Origin of the sequence: Rhodovulum viride, from assembly GCF_003265965.1 — a bacterium.
In the GTDB taxonomy this organism is placed as follows: Bacteria; Pseudomonadota; Alphaproteobacteria; order Rhodobacterales; family Rhodobacteraceae; genus Rhodovulum; species Rhodovulum kholense.
Genome location: NZ_MUAV01000007.1, coordinates 71,429 through 89,161 on the forward strand (window position 1 = coordinate 71,429; position 17,733 = coordinate 89,161).

Consider the following 17,733-nt stretch of genomic DNA (forward strand, 5'->3'; position numbering starts at 1 on the left):
GGCCTCAGGCCGGTTCGGTCGCGCCCATCGCCAGCCCCGCCGCGAAGGCCTCGCGATTCAGCCGCTCGAACCGGGCAGGGGTCTGGGCGACGATTGCGGCCAGCAGTTGCTCGGGCGGGCAGATGGACGCCTGCGCGGTCAGCGCGCCGAGCGCGACGATATTCGTCACGCGGGGGTTGCCGAGGGTGCGCGCGGTCTCGGTGAAGGGCAGGCAGAGCGTGCGGAACGGCCCCTGCGGGGGCGTCGTCACCCGTTCGGCGTCGCACAGGACCAGCGAGGCCGGGGTCAGAAGCCCGGTCGAGACCGTGGCCGCCGCCTCGTCGAGGATCAGCAGCACGTCGAGCCGCCGGGCCAGCGGATAATCCGCCTCGCCCTCGCCGATCACCAGATCGGACCGCGACAGCCCCCCGCGCGAGACGGGCTCGTAGGCGTTCGACTGCGCGACGGTCAGCCCGGCCTCGGTCAGCGCCGCGGCAAGGATACGCGCCGACAGCAAAAGCCCCTGCCCGCCGCTGCCGCTGAAACGGATCTCCATCGCTTACTCCTCCTCGCGGATACGGGCGGCCATGGCGCGCCAGGCGGCGCCGTATTCGGGCCGGTCGGTCCGGGTCAGGACGCCGGTCCGCAGCGCGTTCGGCCGGAACGGCACATCGACCGTGTTGCGATAGGCATAGGGTCGCATCGCGCTTTTCTTGGCCAGCATCATCTCGGGCGAGGCGCCAAGATCGTTCTTGCGGCCATAGATCTCGGTGCAGTCCGACAGCACCTCGACGAAGGAAAAGCCCTCATGCGCGATGGCCTGTCCCAGCAGCGTCTTCAGGGCCAGCACCTGCGCCGTCACCTCGCGCCCGACAAAGCTGGCCCCGGCCGCGGCGGCCAGCGCGCAGGCATCGAAATTGGGCTCGGTATTGCCCTCGGGCGTCGTGGTGGTGAACCGCCCCTCGGCCGTCATCGGCGAGACCTGTCCGCCGGTCATGCCGTAGATCTCGTTGTTCAGCATCACGCAGGTGATGTCGAGATTGCGGCGGCAGGCATGGATCAGATGGTTGCCGCCGATGGCCAGACAGTCGCCGTCGCCGGTGATGACGATGACATGCAGGTCGGGCCGCGCAAGCTTGAGCCCGGTGGCGAAGGTCAGCGGCCGACCGTGGGTGGTGTGGAAGGTATTGGCGTCGATATAGGCGGACAAGCGCCCCGAACAGCCGATGCCCGAGACGACCGCCAGTCGGTCCTTCGGGATGCCTTGCTCATGCACCGCCCAGAGCAGCGCCCGCAGTGCGATGCCATGACCGCAGCCGGGACAGAGGAAATGCGGCATCCGGTCCTGCCGCAGGTAGTCGTTGACATCGAAGCTCGCGGCGCTTTCGGTCTTGGTGTCCTTCATTTCAGCGCCTCCCGCGCCGCCCCGGCGATCTCGTCCGGGGTCAGGGTCTCGCCATCGATGCGGGACAGCCCGGCGACCTCGGCCCGGCCCGCCAGCACCCTCTCGACCTCCAGCACCAGCTGGCCCTGGTTCATCTCGGGCACCAGAACCTTGCGCGTGCCCGCCGCCGCCACCGCCTCGCGCAGCGGCGTTTCGGGGAAGGGCCAGAGCGTGACCGGCCGGAACAGCCCCACCTTCAGCCCCTCGGCGCGCAAATCCTTCACCGCCTGCCGCGCGGCGCGGGCGGAAATGCCGATGGCGACGATCAGCAGATCGGCATCCTCGGTCGCCTGCTCGCGCCAGCTTTCGATCCGGGCGCGGTGCAGGACCAGCTTGTCGGTCGTTCGGGTCAGCGCGGCGGCGGCGATGGCGGGGGTCTGGGTCGGAAAGCCGTCCGGGCCGTGGGTCAGGCCGGTGCAATGGCTGCGATAGCCGTCGCCCGGGCGCGGCATCGGCGGCACCAGATCGGCGGTTTCGGCATAGGGCAGGAAGCCTTCGCGCGGGCCGGTGGCGAAGGGCCGGGCGATCCCGGGCGTCTCGGGCACGGCACCCAGATCGACGGTTTCGGTTAGATGGCCGATCACCTCGTCCAGCAGCACCACGACCGGCACCCGCAGAGTTTCCGACAGCTCGACCGCGCGGATCGTCTCGGAATAGGCCTCGCCGACCGAGGCCGGGGCCAGCACGATCACCGCATGGTCGCCATGGGTGCCCCAGCGTGCCTGCAGGATGTCGCCCTGCGCCGGGCGCGTGGGCATCCCGGTCGAGGGCCCGCCCCGCATCACATTGACGATCACGCAGGGGATCTCGGCGCCGCAGGCATAGCCGAGGTTTTCCTGTTTCAGCGAAAACCCCGGACCCGAGGTCGCGGTCATCGCCGTCACGCCCCCCATCGAGGCGCCGATCACCGCGCCCATCGAGGCGATCTCGTCCTCCATCTGGATGAAGGTGCCGCCGACTTTCGGCAGCTCGCGGGCCATGGTCTCGGCCACCTCGGACGAGGGCGTGATCGGATAGCCCGCGAAGAACCGGCATCCGGCCCGGATCGCGCCCAGGGCACAGGCTTCGTTGCCTTCCAGGTTGCGGCGGCCGGTCAGGGCGGGCGGCGCAGCAGCGAGGGACGGGGCGGTCATGACGCGGCCTCCTGAACGGGCGTATTGGTGACGGAAATCGCCATGTCGGGGCACAGCCAGGAACACAGCTGGCAGCCGGTGCACAGATCGGGCAGCGCCAGTTCGGCCTTGAGCTGGTCGTTCAGCCGCAGGCAGCGTTCGGGGCAGCTTTTCACGCAGATGTCGCAGCCCTTGCACCAGTCGGCGGTGATCTCGACCACGGTCTCGACCTGCGGGTGATGCACCTCGGCGCGGGATTTCTGCAGCCCGCTGGCGGTGACGTCGATCCGCTTGGTCCCGCCCAGCGCCCAGACCCGGCCCTCGGCGAAGGCCCGGGCGTTGATCTGAACCGATTTGGGCGGGACGGTGGCGGCGATGACCTGCGCCCAGGCCTCTTCGGGGAAATCGAGCGCGGTCGACAGCGCGCCCAGCAGCACGGTATTGGCGGCCCGCGCATTGCCCAGATTGGCTGCAAGGCCGGTCGCGTCCATCACATAGCCCGCATGGACCTGGTCGATGATCTCTTCGGGGGTCTGGGGCGCATAGGCGGGCTCGGCCCCGCGCTTGCGGCTGCGGCAGGCGAAGGGCGGCACGATCCTCTGGCAATCGGCGATGAAGGTGCCGGTCTCGGGCTTGAGATGCCGGATCCAGCGCAGGCCCTCGGCCCATTCCAGCGCGACAAGGATGTCGACCTCGCCCTCGGGGATGGTCGGCGACCAGACCTTGGCCCCGAAGCGGACATGGCTGAAGACGCCGCCGCCGCGCTTGGCCATGCCGTGGACCTCGCTTTGCTTCACGTCATGGCCGGCCTCCTGGCACAGCTGGGCCAGCACCTTCGAGACCATGATGACGCCCTGTCCGCCGACGCCGACGATCAGAACGTTTGTCGTCCGGTTGCGCTTGTCCATGGCTCAGACCTGTTCGGCGATGTCGGCGGGCTTGATCGAATGCGAGGCGCAAAGCTGCGCGCACAGGCTGCAGCCGATGCAGGCCTCGGGGTCGATCCGCACCTTGTGGCGGCCCTCGTGCCAGCCCTCGGCCCAGGTGATGGCCGGGCAGCCGAGGTTCATGCAGGCCTGGCAGGCGATGCAGCTGTCCTGATCGACCGCCATTGCCGGACCCTTGATCCGCACCGGGTCCAGCACGCAGGGCCGGTCGGAAATCACCACCGACACGCCCTTGTGCGCGACCGCCTCGCGCAACTGCCGCTGCATCGAGGCGGTGTCGTAGCTGTCGACCTTCTGCACCCAGCGCACGCCCAGCGCCTTGACCAGCGCGAAGAAATCGACGCGCGGCGCGGGATCGCCGCGCAGGGTGCGGCCGGTGCCGGGATGGTCCTGCCCGCCGGTCATCGCGGTGATGTGGTTGTCGAGGATGAAGACGGTGATGTCGGCATCGTTGTAGATCGCGTCAATCAGGGGCGGGATGCCCGAATGCAGGAAGGTCGAGTCGCCGATGGTGGCGACGATCGGCCGGGTTTCCGTTCCGGCCTTGGCCATGCCGATCGCATTGGCGATGCTCGACCCCATCGAGACGCAGGTATCCATCGACTTCAGCGGCTCGACCACGGCCAGCGTATAGCAGCCGATATCGCCCGCGACCCGCGCATCGAGCGCGCCCAGCGCCATGAAGCAGGCCACATGCGGGCAACCCGCGCAGAGGACCGGCGGGCGCACCATCGGCGCGAATTCGAAAGGCGCCGCATGGACCCGCGCGGGCATCAGCCCGGCCTTCGCCAGCCCGTCATGGACGATCTCGGGCGAGAATTCGCCCTCGCGCGGGAAGAAGGCCTTGCCGTCGCAGGCGATCCCCATTGCCTTCAACGCGTCCTCGATCAGGGGTTCCAGTTCCTCGACCACGATCACCCGCTCGACGCCTTCGCAGAACTCGCGGATCAGCCGGTCGGGCAGGGGCCAGGTGACGCCGAGCTTCAGCACCGAGACGTCGGGCAGGCATTCCTTCACATAGGTATAGGGGATGCCCGAGGTGATGATGCCGACCCGCGCATTGCCCGGCTCGACCCGGTTCAGGGGGCTGTCCGACAGGGCCTCGCGCAGCCGCGCCTCGCGCGCCAGCACATGGCCGTGGCGCATCCGGGCATGGGCCGGGATCATCACGTTCTTGCGGGGATTGTCCTCGAAGACGCGGGCGGCGGGTGTCTGGCGCGCGCCCAGGGTCACCGCGCTTCGGGTATGCGACAGCCGCGTGGTCGAGCGCACGAAGACCGGACAGTCGTATTCTTCGGACAGGTCGAAGGCCGTCCGGGTGAACTCGAGCGCCTCCTGCCCGTCCGAGGGCTCCAGCACCGGCACCTGGGCGAAGCGGGCATAGATCCGGCTGTCCTGCTCGTTCTGCGAGGAATGGATGCCCGGATCGTCGCAGACCGCGACCACCAGCCCGCCATTGACCCCGATATAGGAAAACGACATCAGCGCATCGGCCGCGACGTTCATGCCGACATGCTTCATCGCGGTGAAGGCGCGCGCGCCCGCGAAGGAGGCGCCGATGGCCACGTCCATCGCGGTCTTCTCGTTGGTCGACCACTGGGCGTGGATGTCGGCGGCGGGATAGGCCGCGAGGCTTTCCAGGATCTCGGTCGAGGGCGTGCCGGGATAGGCTGCGGCGACCCTGGCGCCGGCCTCCCAGACGCCGCGGGCGATGGCTTCGTTGCCGGTCATCGGGCGGGACTGTCCCGCGCCAAGAGGCTCGTCGGCACCCTGCCGGAGGGCATGTGTCATTGGCGTCGTCCTGTGTCGCGCGCGGAATTGCACAAAATTGCCCAGCTTCTAGTCTTTGGGCAATTTTCGTACAAAGCGCGGATTGCCGCAGCAGTTTTGGTATGGCAATCCTCGGTGCGGACGACGGCGCGGTCCTTGATCTGGGGCAAGCCGCCCGCGGGCCGCGGGCCGGACGTGATGTCACACGCGGCCCTGCGGCGGTCCCGAAGGCCCAAATCCCGAAGGCTCAGGACCCGAAATTCCGGCGCGCGGCGGCCGTGGCCGCATGCAGATGGGTCTGCATCGCAGCCCCCGCCCAGTCGGCATCGCCCGCGAGGATCGCCTCGGCGATTTCCTTGTGATGCGCGGCCGAGCGCCGGATCGCGGCTTCGTCGTAGCTTTTGAAGGTCAGCGAGACGAGCCCGAGATTGACGACGAGCGACAGCATCGCCTCCAGCCGGGGCGAGCGCGCGGCGGTCAGGATCAGCTGGTGAAAGGCGCGGTTGGCCTCGGTGATGGCCTCGTAATCGGCATCGTTTCGCGGCGGCACATGGGCCTGCATCTGCAGGGCGAGGTCGGCCAGCTGCGCGCGTTCCCCGGCGCTGGCAAAGCCCGCGGCGCGGCGCGCGGCGTAGGATTCAAGCAGCAGGCGCATCGCGAAGATCTGTTCGATCTCGTCCGCGCCCAGTCCCACCACGCGCAGCCCGGGCCCGGCCTCGCGGGTCAGCAGACCCTCGAGGATCAGCCGCTTGACCGCCTCGCGCACCGGGGTGCGCGACATGGCGAGGCTTTCCGCGAATTCGGCCTCGGTGACGCGCTCGTTCTCGGCATAGTGGCCCGAGAAGATCCGCTTGCGGATCGCCCGATAGGCCAGTTCGGCCGCGCCGAGCCGTTCGCCGCCATCCTCTGCCCGTGCCATTCTTCCCCCCGTTTCGTCGCGCTCAGATCCCGGCGGGGGCCGGGAAGCCGCCCGCCTTCATCAGCATCCCCGGAACCGGATGGCCCAGGGCCACCTCGAGCGCCTTCGCCCCTGCTATTGCCCGGTCGAGATCGTATCCGGTTGCAATACCCGAGCGCTCGAACATGTAAACCAGATCCTCGGTCGGCAGGTTGCCGGTCGCGCGCGGCGCGAAGGGGCAGCCGCCGACGCCGCCCAGCGAGGCATCGAAGGACCGCACCCCGGCGCAATACCCGGCCCAGGCATTGGCGAGCCCGGTATTGCGGGTGTTGTGCAGATGCAGCCGGATCGGCAGGTCGGGAAACCGCGCACGCACCGCGCCCACGCGGTCCTCGATGTCGCGGGGGGTGGCCACGCCGATGGTGTCGGCCAGCGTCAGCTCGTCGGGCGCGGCCTCCATCACCTGCTCGAGCACCTCGATCATCCGCGCCACCGGAACCTCCCCCTCGAACGGGCAACCGAAGGCGGCGGCCAGGGTGACATTGGTGCCGACCCGGCCCCGGGTTTCGGCCGCGAGGCGGTGCCAGAGCGCGACGCCCTCGGCGGTGGTCATGCCCTGATTGCGCTGGCTGAACGTGTCGCTGAGCACGATGGCATAATTCACCTCGTCGAGCCCGGCCTCCAGCGCGCGCGCGAAGCCGCGATGGTTCAGCACCAGACCGATATGGCGCAGCCCTTCGCGGGGCAGATCGGCGCACAGGGCCTCGGCATCGGCCATCTGCGGCACCCGCGCGGGATTGACGAAGCTGGTGATCTCGATCCGGGTTGCTCCGGCGTCGATGATCGCGGCCAGCATGCGCTTTTTTGTATCCAGATCAAGAAACGTCTTCTCGTTTTGAATGCCATCTCGCAACGTGACATCCACAATTTCAACGACATCCTTCATTTTCCCCTCCCCGGGCAAGAAATCCGTTGAGACCCTCTTTCAGATTTGTATACATTATTCACAAGGAGAGTCGAGGCATGGCATGCTGCGCCGCGACAAGGGAGAGGGAAGACCAATGCCAAGCGAAGAAACGGCCGCGCGACGCGGGCCGCTGAACGATGTCCGCGTGCTGGAAATGGGGCAGCTTCTGGCGGGGCCGTTCTGCGGGCAGTTGCTGGCCGATTTCGGCGCCGAGGTGATCAAGTGCGAACAGCCCGGCCTCGGCGATCCGTTGCGGGTCTGGGGGCAGGAAAAGCCCTATGGCAAGTCGCTCTGGTGGCCCATCGTGGCACGCAACAAGAAATCGCTGACGCTGAACCTGCGCACCGAAGAGGGCCAGGAGATCGTGCGCGACCTGATCCGCTCGACCGATATCCTGATCGAGAATTTCCGCCCCGGCACGATGGAGCGCTGGAACCTCGGCTATGAGGATCTGAAGAAGATCAATCCGCGGCTGATCATGGTCCGCGTCACCGGCTTTGGCCAGACCGGCCCTTATTCGCGCCGCGCGGGCTATGGCGCCATCGGCGAGGCGATGGGGGGCCTGCGCTATGTGGTGGGCGACCCCTCGACCCCGCCCAGCCGGATGGGGATCTCGATCGGCGACGAACTGGCGGCGGTCTATGCCTGCATGGGCGCGCTGATGGCGCTGCATGCCCGCGAGCGGACCGGCCAGGGCCAGGTCGTCGACAGCGCCATCTACGAGGCGGTGCTGGCGATGATGGAAAGCACCGTCAGCGAATATCATGTCGCGGGCTATGTCCGCGAGCGGACCGGCGCGACGCTGCCCAATGTCTCGCCCTCGAACGTGTTCGAGACCCGCGACGGCAAGCTGCTGCTGATCGCGGCCAATCAGGACACGGTGTTCCGCAGGCTCGCCGCGGCGATGGGCCGGCCCGAACTGGCCGAGGACCCGCGCTATGCCACCCATTCGGCGCGCGGCACCCACATGACCGAACTCGACAGCCTGATCAACGACTGGACCCGCACGCTGGATCTGAAGCCGCTGGAAGAGACGCTGCACGAGAACGGCGTGCCCTGCGGGCTGATCTACAGCGCGGCCGAGATGCTGGACGACCCGCATTTCAAGGCGCGCGAGGCCATCGTCGAGCTGCCGCATCGCGATTTCGGCTCGATCAAGATGCAGAACGTGGCGCCGCGCCTGTCGGACACGCCGGGCGAGATCCGCCATGCCGGTCCCGAACTGGGCGAGCATACCGACGACATCCTGCTGAACGATCTGGGGCTGTCGCCCGACCGGCTGGACCGGCTGCGCGCGGAGGGCGTGATCTGACGTTCTGACAGGCTCCCGCGCTCCGGAGGAGGGGCGCGCGGGAGACATTGGGCGGCACCGACCGTCCACCATTTGCCGGTCGAGGAGCCGGCACATCCTGGGAGGATTACCATGAAACCCTATATTATGGCCGCCCTGCTGGCGGGAAGCGCGCTGGCGGGCTCGACCGGGCAGGCACTGGCCGACAAGACCCTGCGCGCGACCGTTCAGGTGTCCGTCGATCACCCGATCGGCGCCAATGTCGTGACCTTCAAGGAGGCGCTCGAAGAGCTTTCGGGCGGCGAGATCAAGGTCGAGATCTACGACAGCGCCCAGCTTTTCAAGGGCAGCGAGGTGCCGAAGGCGGTCGCGAGCGGCGCCATCGACATGGGGGTCGTGCTGGCCGACGAATATTCGGGCACCGTGCCTGCCGCGGGCATCTTCAGCGAGCCGTTCCTGTTTCCGAGCTACGAGGTGCTGGCCAAGGCCGCCGCGCCCGAAAGTCCGGTGCGCCAGACCTTCGACCGGCTGATCGGCGAGACCGGGACCAAGGTGCTGTGGTGGCAGGATTACGGGCCCGTCCAGATCCTGTCGAAGGACCACCCGATCCGCACGCCCGCCGACATGAAGGGCAAGCTCGTGCGCGCGCTCGGCAAACCCGTGGGCGATTTCATCGAGGCCGTCGGCGGCACACCCGTCGTCATGGGCGGATCGGAACAGTTCATGGCCTATCAGCGCGGCACCGTCGATATCGGCATGAGCGGCACCACCGCCGTCAAGTCGCGCAAGCTTTACGAGGTGATGGACCACGTCACCATGACCAACCATTCGCTGGCCGAGTTCATCGTGGTGATCAACCCGGCGACCTATGACGGGCTCAGCGATCAGGAACGCGCCTGGGTCGACGAGGCCGCCCATCGGGCCGAGGCCGACCTGCGCGCCAAGACCCGGCAGCAGAACGAGGAGGCCGCGGCCTGGCTGGTCGAGACCGGCAATGCGACGGTGACCGAGCTGACCCCGGAAGAGATCGCGCAATGGCAGAAGGCCTCCGCGCCCGCCATCGACATCTTCATCAAGGATGCAGGCGCCACCGGACAGCAGCTCGTCGACGACATCCGCGCGCTGTACTGATCGCGCTCCGCCATGACCGAAGGCACGCACGCGCCGCCGCCCCGGGACCCTTCGCGGGTCCCGGAACGCCTGGATGGACCTGCCCTGTTGCGGGCCGTCGATTCGCTGTCTGCCATCGCCGGACGAGGCGCCGATCTGGCGCTCGTCGCGATCTGCGCGATGGTCACCTATGAGGCGCTGGCACGCTATGTGCTGCACGCTCCCACGCGCTGGACCTCGGATGTGGCGACCACGCTTTTGCTGTGGCTGACCTTCGTCGCCATGGCGCAAAGCCTGCGGCAGCGGCGGATGATCCGGATCACCGCGCTGATCGGCGGCCGCAGCCCGACCGCGGCCCGGCTGATCGAGCTGTTCTCGCTGGTGGTCATCGGCGGGTTCTCGGCGATGGCGGTCTGGCTCTGCTGGGGCGAGATGCTGGAAAGCATCGCCATGGGGCGGCGCACCGCCAGCATGCTGCAACTGCCGCAATGGATCGTCGAGGCGCCGGTGGTGATCGGCTTCGCGCTGCTGTCGCTGCAGGCCTTCGCCGATGCGGCGCGGCTCTGGCTGCGGCCCGCGCCCGATTTCGGCCATGGCGACGCGGGCGACCTGCCCGGCGAAAGGGATAGTGCATGACCCCGGTTCTGATCATCGTCGGGCTGATCGCGCTGTTGCTGACCGGGCTGCCGGTCGCGTTCGGGCTGGCCTCGCTGGGGACGCTGCTGATCGTGCTGAAGGGGCTGCCGCTGGCGCTGATCCCCGCGAACCTCTTTGGCGGCGTCAACGATTTCGTGCTGATCGCGGTGCCGCTGTTCCTGTTCATGTCGAACATCCTGCTGCGAGGCGGGGTCGGGCGCGATCTCTTCGTGGCGCTGCAAAGCTGGGTCGGTCATTTCCCCGGCGGCCTCGGCATCGCGGCGCTGCTGTCCTGCGGGATCTTCGCGGCGATCTCGGGCAGTTCGGTCACGACCGCCGCGACCGTCGGCACCGTCGCCATCCCCGAGATGATCCGGCGCGGCTATGGCACCTCGTTCACGCTGGGCCTGCTGGCCGCGGGCGGCACGCTGGGCATCCTGATCCCGCCTTCGGTGCCGCTGATCGTCTACGGCGTCATCGCCGAGGAAAGCATCGGCAAGCTCTTCCTCGCCGGGATCGGCCCCGGTCTGGCGCTGATCCTCGTCTTCGGCCTCTATGCGGTGGTCGCGGCCACGCTGGGTAACCGGGCCACGCGGGCCGAGAAGGCCAGCTGGTCCGAGCGCCTGAGCGCCAGCCGCCGCGCCCTGCCGACCGCGCTTCTGGCGGTGCTGATGCTGGGCGGGATCTATTCGGGCGCCTTCACGCCGACCGAGGCCTCGGGCATCGGGGCCACGGCCGCGCTGCTGATCACGGTGCTGCAGCGCTCGCTGAGCTGGCAGGATTTCCTGGCCGCGCTGAGGGATTCGGTGATGACGACTTCGGTGATCTTCCTGATCGTCGTCGGCGCCAAGATCTTCGGTCGCGCGATCACGCTTTACCAGATCCCGGCCGAAGTCGCCGAGATGTTCTCGGTCGCGGGCGACAGCCGCTGGGTCTTCCTGCTGATCGTCTCGGCCATCCTGCTGTTCGTCGGGCTCTTCCTTGAAAGCATGTCGATGCTGCTGATCATGGTGCCGGTGCTGTTGCCGACGGTGTTGGGCTTCGGCATCGATCCGGTCTGGTTTGGCGTCTATTTCGTCTTGCTGATCGAGATCGCGCTGATCACGCCGCCGGTCGGACTGAACCTCTTTGTCATCCAGGCGATTGCCCGGACCGGGATCGGCACCGTGATCCGGGGCGTCACGCCCTTCGTCCTGCTGATGCTGCTGATCGCGGTGGTGATGTGCGCCCTGCCGGGGCTGGCCCTGCTGATCCCCTACGGATTGTGACGCGCATGACGACCGACTTCGAACCGAAAGGGCCCGCCCGATGATCGAACCCGTCCTCGTGGTGGTCCTGCTGATCGGCCTGATCGGCATGGGCGCGCCGATCTTCCTGGCGCTCGGCGCCAGCGGCCTTCTGGGCCTGTGGATGGCGCGGGGGCCGTTGGCCTTCTTCTTCGCGCCGACCTCGATCTTCGGCCAGCTCAATTCCTTCGAGCTGATCGCGCTGCCGCTGTTCATCCTGATGGGCAACCTGCTGTCCGCGACGCCGGTCGGCACCAACCTCTTCCGCGCCGCGGCGATCTGGCTTTACTGGCTTCGGGGCGGGCTCGCCATCGCCACGGTGGGGGCTTCGGCGCTGTTCGGAGCGGTTTCGGGCGTGTCGGTGGCGGGCGTCGCCGCCGTGGGCTCGATCGCGGTGCCGCAGATGCTGGAACGCGGCTATTCGCGCGGGCTCGCGGCGGGTGCGGTAGTCTCGTCGGGCGCGCTCGCGATGCTGATCCCGCCCTCGGTGCCCTTCATCATCTACGGCGCGGTCTCGGGCGTCTCGGTCGGCGCGCTCTTCGTCGGGGGCATCGTTCCGGGACTGGCGCTGGCCGGGGCGCTGTCGCTTTACATCTACATCCGCGTTCGCCGCCATCCCGACCAGGCGCCCCGCGAAAACGGCCCGCCGCCCCGCCCGGCCGAGATGCTGCGCGCGCTGGGCGGTATCTGGCATGCGCTGCTGCTGGTGGTGATCGTGCTGGGCGCGATCTACAAGGGCATTGCCACGCCCTCCGAAGCCGCCGCCTTCGGCGCCGCTGGCGCCTTCCTGATCGCGGCCTTGGTGTTCCGCACGCTGAGCTTGCGCAGCTTCGCCCAGATCCTGGCCTCTTCTGTCAAGGTCTCCTGCACGATCCTGCTGATCATCGGCTGCGCCAAGATCTTCGGCGACTACCTCAACCTCGTGCGCGTCCCCGAGATCGTGACCGAGCGGCTGACCGCGACCAGCCTGCCCGACTGGGCGATCCTCGTGGTGCTGATGCTGGCCCTCGTGCTGCTGGGCATGCTGGTCGACGCGGTGTCGCTGATCGTGGTGACGACGCCGATCCTTCTGCCGCTGATCCTGGCGCTGGGCTATGACCCGCTCTGGTTCGGCATCATCCTCGTGATGAACCTCGAGATCGCGGTGGTGACCCCGCCGGTCGGGCTGAACCTCTATGCGCTGCGCGGGGTCTGCCCGATGCTCAGCGTCGAAGAGATCGTCCGCGCGGTGCTGCCCTTCGTGGCGGTCCAGTTCGTGATGCTGATGATCTTCGTGCTGTTTCCGGGGCTGAGCCTCTGGCTGCCCGGACTTCTGTGACCCGTTTCATGTCAGGATACCAAAGGGGAGGAACCCAGAGATGACCCAGACGAGACGCACTTTCCTGAAGACCGGCACGGCGCTGATGGGGGCCGGTGCCTTTCTGGGCGCGACCGGCGGACCCGCGCTGGCCGCGACCCGGCTGACCGGCGTCAGCTACCTGCCGCCCAGCTACCGCGCGCTGTCCTTCGGCTCGGCCGGCTTCGTCGAGCGGCTGAACGCAAGCGACGCGGTCGATGTCGACTATTACGACAGCGGCAAGCTGCTGAAGGCCGACGAACAGCTGGCGGCGCTGAGGGCCGGCACCATCGACTTCATGTTCCACACCACAAGCTACATCACCCGCTCGGTGCCGATCTTGGGCATCACCGGCCTGCCAGGCGTGATCGAGGCGCTGTACGAGAACCCCGACCGCCTGAGGAAGGGCAGCCCGCTGTTCGACCTGATCAACGAAGAACTCGCCAGGGAAGACCTCTACATGGTCTCGATGATGGGCAATGTGCTCGAGCCCGAATACCTCTGGTCAAGCGCGGGCGCCCCGATCCGGTCCATCGCCGACGTGAAGGGCAAGAAGGTCCGCGTCGTCAGCTTCGAGGGCACCAAGGTGATCGAGGGCTTCGGCGGCGCGGCGGTGCGGCTGCCCTCGTCCGAGCTGTATCTGGGGCTGCAGCGCGGCACCGTCGATGCGGCCGTGGCCAATATCTCGACCATCATCGGCCGCTCGCTTCAGGAACAGCTGCACCATGTCTACCGCCTGCCGATCACCGGCTTCGGCATCGGGCTTTTCGTCACGCCGCAGCGCTGGGAAAAGATGGGTGACGAGGTGCGCGCGGCCTTCGAGACCGCGGCCGACTGGTTCGACGCCAATGGCGCGAAGGAGGCCAACGAGGTGATCTACCGCGACGATTACTGGCCCGCCATCGAGGCGGCCGGGATCGAGGTGACCGATCCGACCGGCGAGGATCTCGCCGCGCTCGACGCCGCCGCCGAAGAGGTGCGCGCGGCCTGGATCGCGGATGTCGGCGAAGAGACCGGCCACCGCGCCATCGCGCTGGCCACCGGCCAGGCCGGCTGAGCGGGGAGGGCGCCGTGAGACAGGTCTTCACCCGCATGGTTCAGGGCACCCGGATCGTGGGGCAGCTGGTGCTGGTCTTCATCGTGGTGACGATCTGCTATGACGCGATCCAGCGTTACGCCTTCGCGGCGCCCACCTCTTGGTCGCTGGAGGTCAACACCTTCCTGCTGATCTATGTCGCGGTCATGGTCGCGGCCGATGTCCAGCGCACCGACAGCCATATCCGCATCACCTTCTTCGTCGAAAATGCCGCGCCCGCACTCCGCCGCGCGGCACGCGCCGTCGTCGCGATGACCGGCATCGCCTTCGCGGGCATCCTGACCTGGCGCGGCGCGCTGATGGCAGAGCAGGCCTGGGACTATGGCGAACGGGTCTCGTCGAGCTTCGGCACGCCGATGGTCCTGCCTTATGCGCTCCTGCCGCTCGGGTTCGGCACGCTGGCGTTGCAGTTCCTGTTCGACCTGATCGACGCTTTTCGGGACGATCCGCCGGATCAGTTGGGGTAACGAAGGCTGCGGCCGCCGTAAAATCCGGCGCCCCGTCGATGCACTGCGGGCCGGGCCCCTGAACCGTCGCGCAAAGGGTGGCGGATGTGGTGGCTGACATAGCGGACAATCCCGCACAGGTGGCGGCGCAGCTGCAGCGCATCGCCCTGACCGACGCAGGGGACGATGAGTATGTCCCGGGCGAGGTTGTCGCGGCGGCGGCTGAATCCCTGCAATTTGACCCCACTTGCGCGGTGCGGGTGTTTTCCGATCTGGTGCCCAACCCCTTCGTGGCGCGGGGGATCGTCGCGGATCTGGTGAAGGGTCTGGAAGCGCGCGGCTTCGACGCGGCCAAGCTGGGCGCTGCATCCGGCGTGAGCATCGACCGGCTGCGGGTGGTCCTGACCAAGGAACGCGATGCCCGATCCGAATCCCTGTTCCGCGCGGCGGTGAAGGCCGGTGACATTCGATTCCGGCTCCGGCTGGACGGCAACAACTGGCAGATGCCCGACCACATGCTGACCACGCGACCGGCGAAGTTGCCCCACCTGACCGGAGCCGATGGCGGCGCGCTGGCCCGCAGCCTGTTTTTCCCTGTATTCCGAAACGAGTTGAACGGCGAGGAACGGAACGTCGCCGTGCACCAGGATGGGGATGGCGCGGTGAAGTGGTGGCACCGGAACGTAGCCAAAGCCAGTCACAGGATGGCGCTGCAAGGCTGGAAGCGCGGGCGCATTTGTCCTGACTTCATCTTCGCCACGGGCGGTAACGCAGGCGCTTGGCGGATCGTGGTTCTGGAAACCAGGGGCGACCACCTGCAAAACCCCGACACCGACTACAAGCGGGGCGTTCTGGACTTCCTCACGCAGAACTATTTCTGGGATCAGGCAGTGCCCGCAGGGCAGTTGCAGATAGCCATGATCGGCGAGACGGTGGAATGCGCCCTGGTCCTGATGGAAAACATGCCTTCGCTTCTGTCGAAGCTTATCGCAGATCGAAAATAGGCAGCCCGAAGCACTCCGATCAGACCAAGATCAAGCCTTCTTCGGATCTGGGGCCTTGTGTGGGTGGGGGCCAATCTTGGAAATTCACAATAAAATAAGAGTTTAATGGCGGAAGGGGTGGGATTCGAACCCACGGATGCTTGCACATCGGCGGTTTTCAAGACCACTGCAATCGACCACTCTGCCACCCTTCCGTGCTTGCCAGCGTACGGTTTCCAGGGAAACCGAGGGGCCGGGCAAACCGTGTCAGGCTTAGCCGGAACTGCCGGGCGCGACAACAGGCTTGTGCGCCGGGCGCGACCGCGCAGGCCTGCGGGGGCGGGCAACGGCGGCGCCCGTCGGGGCAAGCCTTTCCTTGCACCGCCTCTGACGATATGATTCGCGCGGATCTTGCAGCGGTCGGCCAGCAGTTGGCCGGAGCCGGCCGGGCGCAGAGGACGACGACGCCGCACGGCAAACGTGCGCGAAACAGGGGCGATGCATGCAGGGATACCGGATCGCGCGGATGGCGGTCCTGCTGGCGGTGACAGGCATTCTGGCCGGCTGTCAGGGTGGCGCGGGCGTGGGGCTTTTCGGGAGCAAGGGCGCCGGCGATGCGCCCGGGCCGCAGATCGTGCAACGCGCGGCGGGCGAGGATGTCGAGGCGCCCGAGGTGTTTCAGGCCGAAGAGGCCGGGCTCTGGGACGGGCGCCCCTCGCTGGGCGGGATCTGGATCGCGCATCCCGACGTGACCGACCCCGAGCGGGTGATCATTCGCAATACCGCAACCGGCCAGTCGGTCGTCGGCGCGCTCTTCCGCCGCGAACGCGAGAGCCCGGGGCCGCGCTTTCAGGTGTCGTCCGATGCGGCAGCGCAGATCGGGCTTCTGGCCGGGCAGCCGACCGAGCTGAGCGTTACGGCGCTGCGCCGGACCCCCGACCCGCAGCCCGCCGCGACCGCGCAGGACGACGACGCAGAGCGCGCGCCGACGGCGCTGACCCGGCGCTTCGTGCAGGTCGCCACGGTCGACAGCGCGGACGGCGCCAAGCAGACGGCGGCGCGTCTGACCAAGGCCGGGCTTTCGGCCGAAATCCGCGCGCCGGATCCGGGCGGGCGGCCGCTCTGGCGTGTCGTCTCCGGCCCCGTTAAGACCGAGGACGACCGGGCGGCGCTGATCGAGGCGGCGCGCGGGCTCGGCTTCAAGGATGCCTATGCCGTGACCCGCTGACCCATCTGTGCGACGCCGAACCCAATGCGAGAGGTGACCATGCGACCGACCTTCCTGTCCGCGCTTGCCGGGGCCCTGGCGCTGATGGCGCTGTCCATCCCCGCAGAGGCCAGTTTCGAGACCCGGGCGGGCGCGGCTTATGTGGTGGACCAGACCACCGGGACCGTGCTCCTGTCGAAGAATGCCGACCAGCCGGTGCCGCCCGCCTCGATGTCGAAGCTGATGACCCTGAACATGCTGTTCGAGGCGCTGCGCGACGGGCGGGTGACGCTCGAGACCCAGTTCTCGGTCTCGGCCAAGGCGATGTCGATGGGCGGCTCGACGATGTTCCTGAATGAACGCGACCGGCCGACCGTCGAGGATCTGATCCAGGGCATCATCGTGCAATCGGGCAACGATGCCTGTGTGGTGGTGGCCGAGGGGCTGGCGGGCACCGAAGAAGCCTTTGCGCGGCTGATGACCGAGCGCGCCCATGCGCTGGGCATGACCAATTCGACCTTCGCCAATGCCAGTGGCTGGCCGCATCCGAACCAGCGGATGAGCATGCACGATCTGGGTATCCTCGCGATGCGTCTGATCGACGAGTTCCCCGAATATTACGGCTTCTTTGGCGAGCGCGAATACGACTTTGACGGCCGTGCCCCGCAGAACCGGTTCAACCGCAACCCGCTTCTGAAGCTCGGGATCGGCGCCGACGGGCTGAAGACCGGCCATACCCAGGAGGCAGGCTACGGGCTGGTCGGCTCGGCCCTGCAGAACGGGCGGCGGGTGACCTTCGTGATCTCGGGGCTGGAAAGCACCGAGCAGCGCGCCGAGGAAGGCGAGCGGATCATCAACTGGGCGTTCCGCCAGTTCGTGCAGCGCGGCGTGCTGCGCCGGGGCGAACGTCTGGCCGAAACCGATGTCTGGATGGGCGAGATCGAGAAGGTCGGGCTGGTCGCCAAGGACGATCTCGAGGTGCTGCTGCCGGCGGTGGTGCGCGACACGGTCGATGCCGAGGTGCATTTCCACGATCCGGTGCTGGCGCCGATCGAGGCCGGGCAGGAGCTGGGCGAGCTGGTGATCCAGCGCCCCGACATGGAGCCGCTGCGGGTGCCGCTGGTGGCCGAGCGCGAGGTGGCGCGGGGCGGGTTCGTGCCGCGTTTGCGAACCGCGACCGAGGTGTTCCTGCGCTGGGCCGAGAAGAAGGCCGCCGACCTCTGAC

The 17,733-nt window shown here is 67.8% G+C and carries 17 protein-coding genes and 1 tRNA gene; 10 read left to right on the plus strand and 8 right to left on the minus strand.

Annotated elements, in window-relative coordinates; all coding sequences use genetic code 11:
- Positions 1 to 4 precede the first annotated feature (4 nt).
- The 7 genes from BYZ73_RS07725 to BYZ73_RS07755 form a co-directional block, all read right to left on the minus strand.
- Positions 5 to 535, minus strand: coding sequence for a 2-oxoacid:acceptor oxidoreductase family protein (locus BYZ73_RS07725; RefSeq protein ID WP_112315515.1), 531 nt, complete (start codon positions 533 to 535; stop codon positions 5 to 7).
- Positions 536 to 538: 3 nt separating this feature from the next.
- Complete coding sequence (locus tag BYZ73_RS07730) at positions 539 to 1,384, minus strand: thiamine pyrophosphate-dependent enzyme (protein ID WP_112315516.1); 846 nt, start codon at positions 1,382 to 1,384, stop codon at positions 539 to 541.
- Positions 1,381 to 2,556, minus strand: a complete 1,176-nt coding sequence (locus BYZ73_RS07735; RefSeq protein WP_112315517.1) for a 2-oxoacid:acceptor oxidoreductase subunit alpha — start codon at positions 2,554 to 2,556, stop codon at positions 1,381 to 1,383. Before BYZ73_RS07735 ends, BYZ73_RS07730 begins: the two co-directional genes overlap by 4 nt.
- Complete coding sequence (locus BYZ73_RS07740; protein WP_112315518.1) at positions 2,553 to 3,443, minus strand: 2-oxoacid:acceptor oxidoreductase family protein; 891 nt, start codon at positions 3,441 to 3,443, stop codon at positions 2,553 to 2,555. Before BYZ73_RS07740 ends, BYZ73_RS07735 begins: the two co-directional genes overlap by 4 nt.
- A 3-nt stretch (positions 3,444 to 3,446) precedes the next feature.
- On the minus strand, positions 3,447 to 5,273 hold the full coding sequence (gene iorA / locus BYZ73_RS07745; protein WP_112315519.1) for an indolepyruvate ferredoxin oxidoreductase subunit alpha: 1,827 nt from the start codon (positions 5,271 to 5,273) through the stop codon (positions 3,447 to 3,449).
- Positions 5,274 to 5,499: 226 nt separating this feature from the next.
- A complete protein-coding gene (locus BYZ73_RS07750) occupies positions 5,500 to 6,171 on the minus strand; it encodes a GntR family transcriptional regulator (RefSeq protein WP_108027426.1) in 672 nt (223 codons plus the stop codon).
- A gap of 22 nt (positions 6,172 to 6,193) precedes the next feature.
- Positions 6,194 to 7,096 (minus strand): hydroxymethylglutaryl-CoA lyase, encoded by a 903-nt coding sequence (locus BYZ73_RS07755; protein WP_112315520.1) that lies wholly within the window; start codon positions 7,094 to 7,096, stop codon positions 6,194 to 6,196.
- 115 nt (positions 7,097 to 7,211) lie between these two features.
- Here BYZ73_RS07755 and BYZ73_RS07760 point away from each other — a divergent pair, with 115 nt between their 5' ends.
- From BYZ73_RS07760 to BYZ73_RS07795, 8 genes are all read left to right on the plus strand, one after another.
- Positions 7,212 to 8,429 (plus strand): CaiB/BaiF CoA transferase family protein, encoded by a 1,218-nt coding sequence (locus BYZ73_RS07760; RefSeq protein WP_112315521.1) that lies wholly within the window; start codon positions 7,212 to 7,214, stop codon positions 8,427 to 8,429.
- A gap of 111 nt (positions 8,430 to 8,540) precedes the next feature.
- Positions 8,541 to 9,539 (plus strand): TRAP transporter substrate-binding protein, encoded by a 999-nt coding sequence (locus BYZ73_RS07765; protein ID WP_112315522.1) that lies wholly within the window; start codon positions 8,541 to 8,543, stop codon positions 9,537 to 9,539.
- Between the two features lie 87 nt (positions 9,540 to 9,626).
- Positions 9,627 to 10,154, plus strand: coding sequence for a TRAP transporter small permease (locus BYZ73_RS07770; protein ID WP_245943084.1), 528 nt, complete (start codon positions 9,627 to 9,629; stop codon positions 10,152 to 10,154).
- A complete protein-coding gene (locus BYZ73_RS07775) occupies positions 10,151 to 11,422 on the plus strand; it encodes a TRAP transporter large permease (RefSeq protein ID WP_112315524.1) in 1,272 nt (423 codons plus the stop codon). Before BYZ73_RS07770 ends, BYZ73_RS07775 begins: the two co-directional genes overlap by 4 nt.
- A gap of 40 nt (positions 11,423 to 11,462) precedes the next feature.
- On the plus strand, positions 11,463 to 12,758 hold the full coding sequence (locus BYZ73_RS07780) for a TRAP transporter large permease (protein ID WP_112315525.1): 1,296 nt from the start codon (positions 11,463 to 11,465) through the stop codon (positions 12,756 to 12,758).
- A 40-nt stretch (positions 12,759 to 12,798) separates the two neighbouring features.
- Positions 12,799 to 13,833, plus strand: a complete 1,035-nt coding sequence (locus BYZ73_RS07785) for a TRAP transporter substrate-binding protein (RefSeq protein WP_112315526.1) — start codon at positions 12,799 to 12,801, stop codon at positions 13,831 to 13,833.
- A gap of 14 nt (positions 13,834 to 13,847) precedes the next feature.
- Entirely contained in the window at positions 13,848 to 14,339 is a 492-nt protein-coding gene (locus BYZ73_RS07790; RefSeq protein WP_220086806.1) for a TRAP transporter small permease, read from the plus strand.
- Between the two features lie 77 nt (positions 14,340 to 14,416).
- The gene (locus BYZ73_RS07795) at positions 14,417 to 15,322 is read left to right on the plus strand and encodes a hypothetical protein (RefSeq protein WP_181497993.1); all 906 of its coding nucleotides are present in this window, start codon (positions 14,417 to 14,419) and stop codon (positions 15,320 to 15,322) included.
- 106 nt (positions 15,323 to 15,428) lie between these two features.
- Here BYZ73_RS07795 and BYZ73_RS07800 read toward each other — a convergent pair.
- Positions 15,429 to 15,516 (minus strand) — tRNA-Ser (locus BYZ73_RS07800).
- Positions 15,517 to 15,803: 287 nt separating this feature from the next.
- Between BYZ73_RS07800 and BYZ73_RS07805 the strand changes: the two genes are divergently transcribed.
- Positions 15,804 to 16,529 (plus strand): SPOR domain-containing protein, encoded by a 726-nt coding sequence (locus tag BYZ73_RS07805; RefSeq protein WP_112315528.1) that lies wholly within the window; start codon positions 15,804 to 15,806, stop codon positions 16,527 to 16,529.
- Positions 16,530 to 16,568: 39 nt separating this feature from the next.
- On the plus strand, positions 16,569 to 17,732 hold the full coding sequence (locus tag BYZ73_RS07810; RefSeq protein WP_112315529.1) for a D-alanyl-D-alanine carboxypeptidase family protein: 1,164 nt from the start codon (positions 16,569 to 16,571) through the stop codon (positions 17,730 to 17,732).
- Position 17,733: the final 1 nt, after the last annotated feature.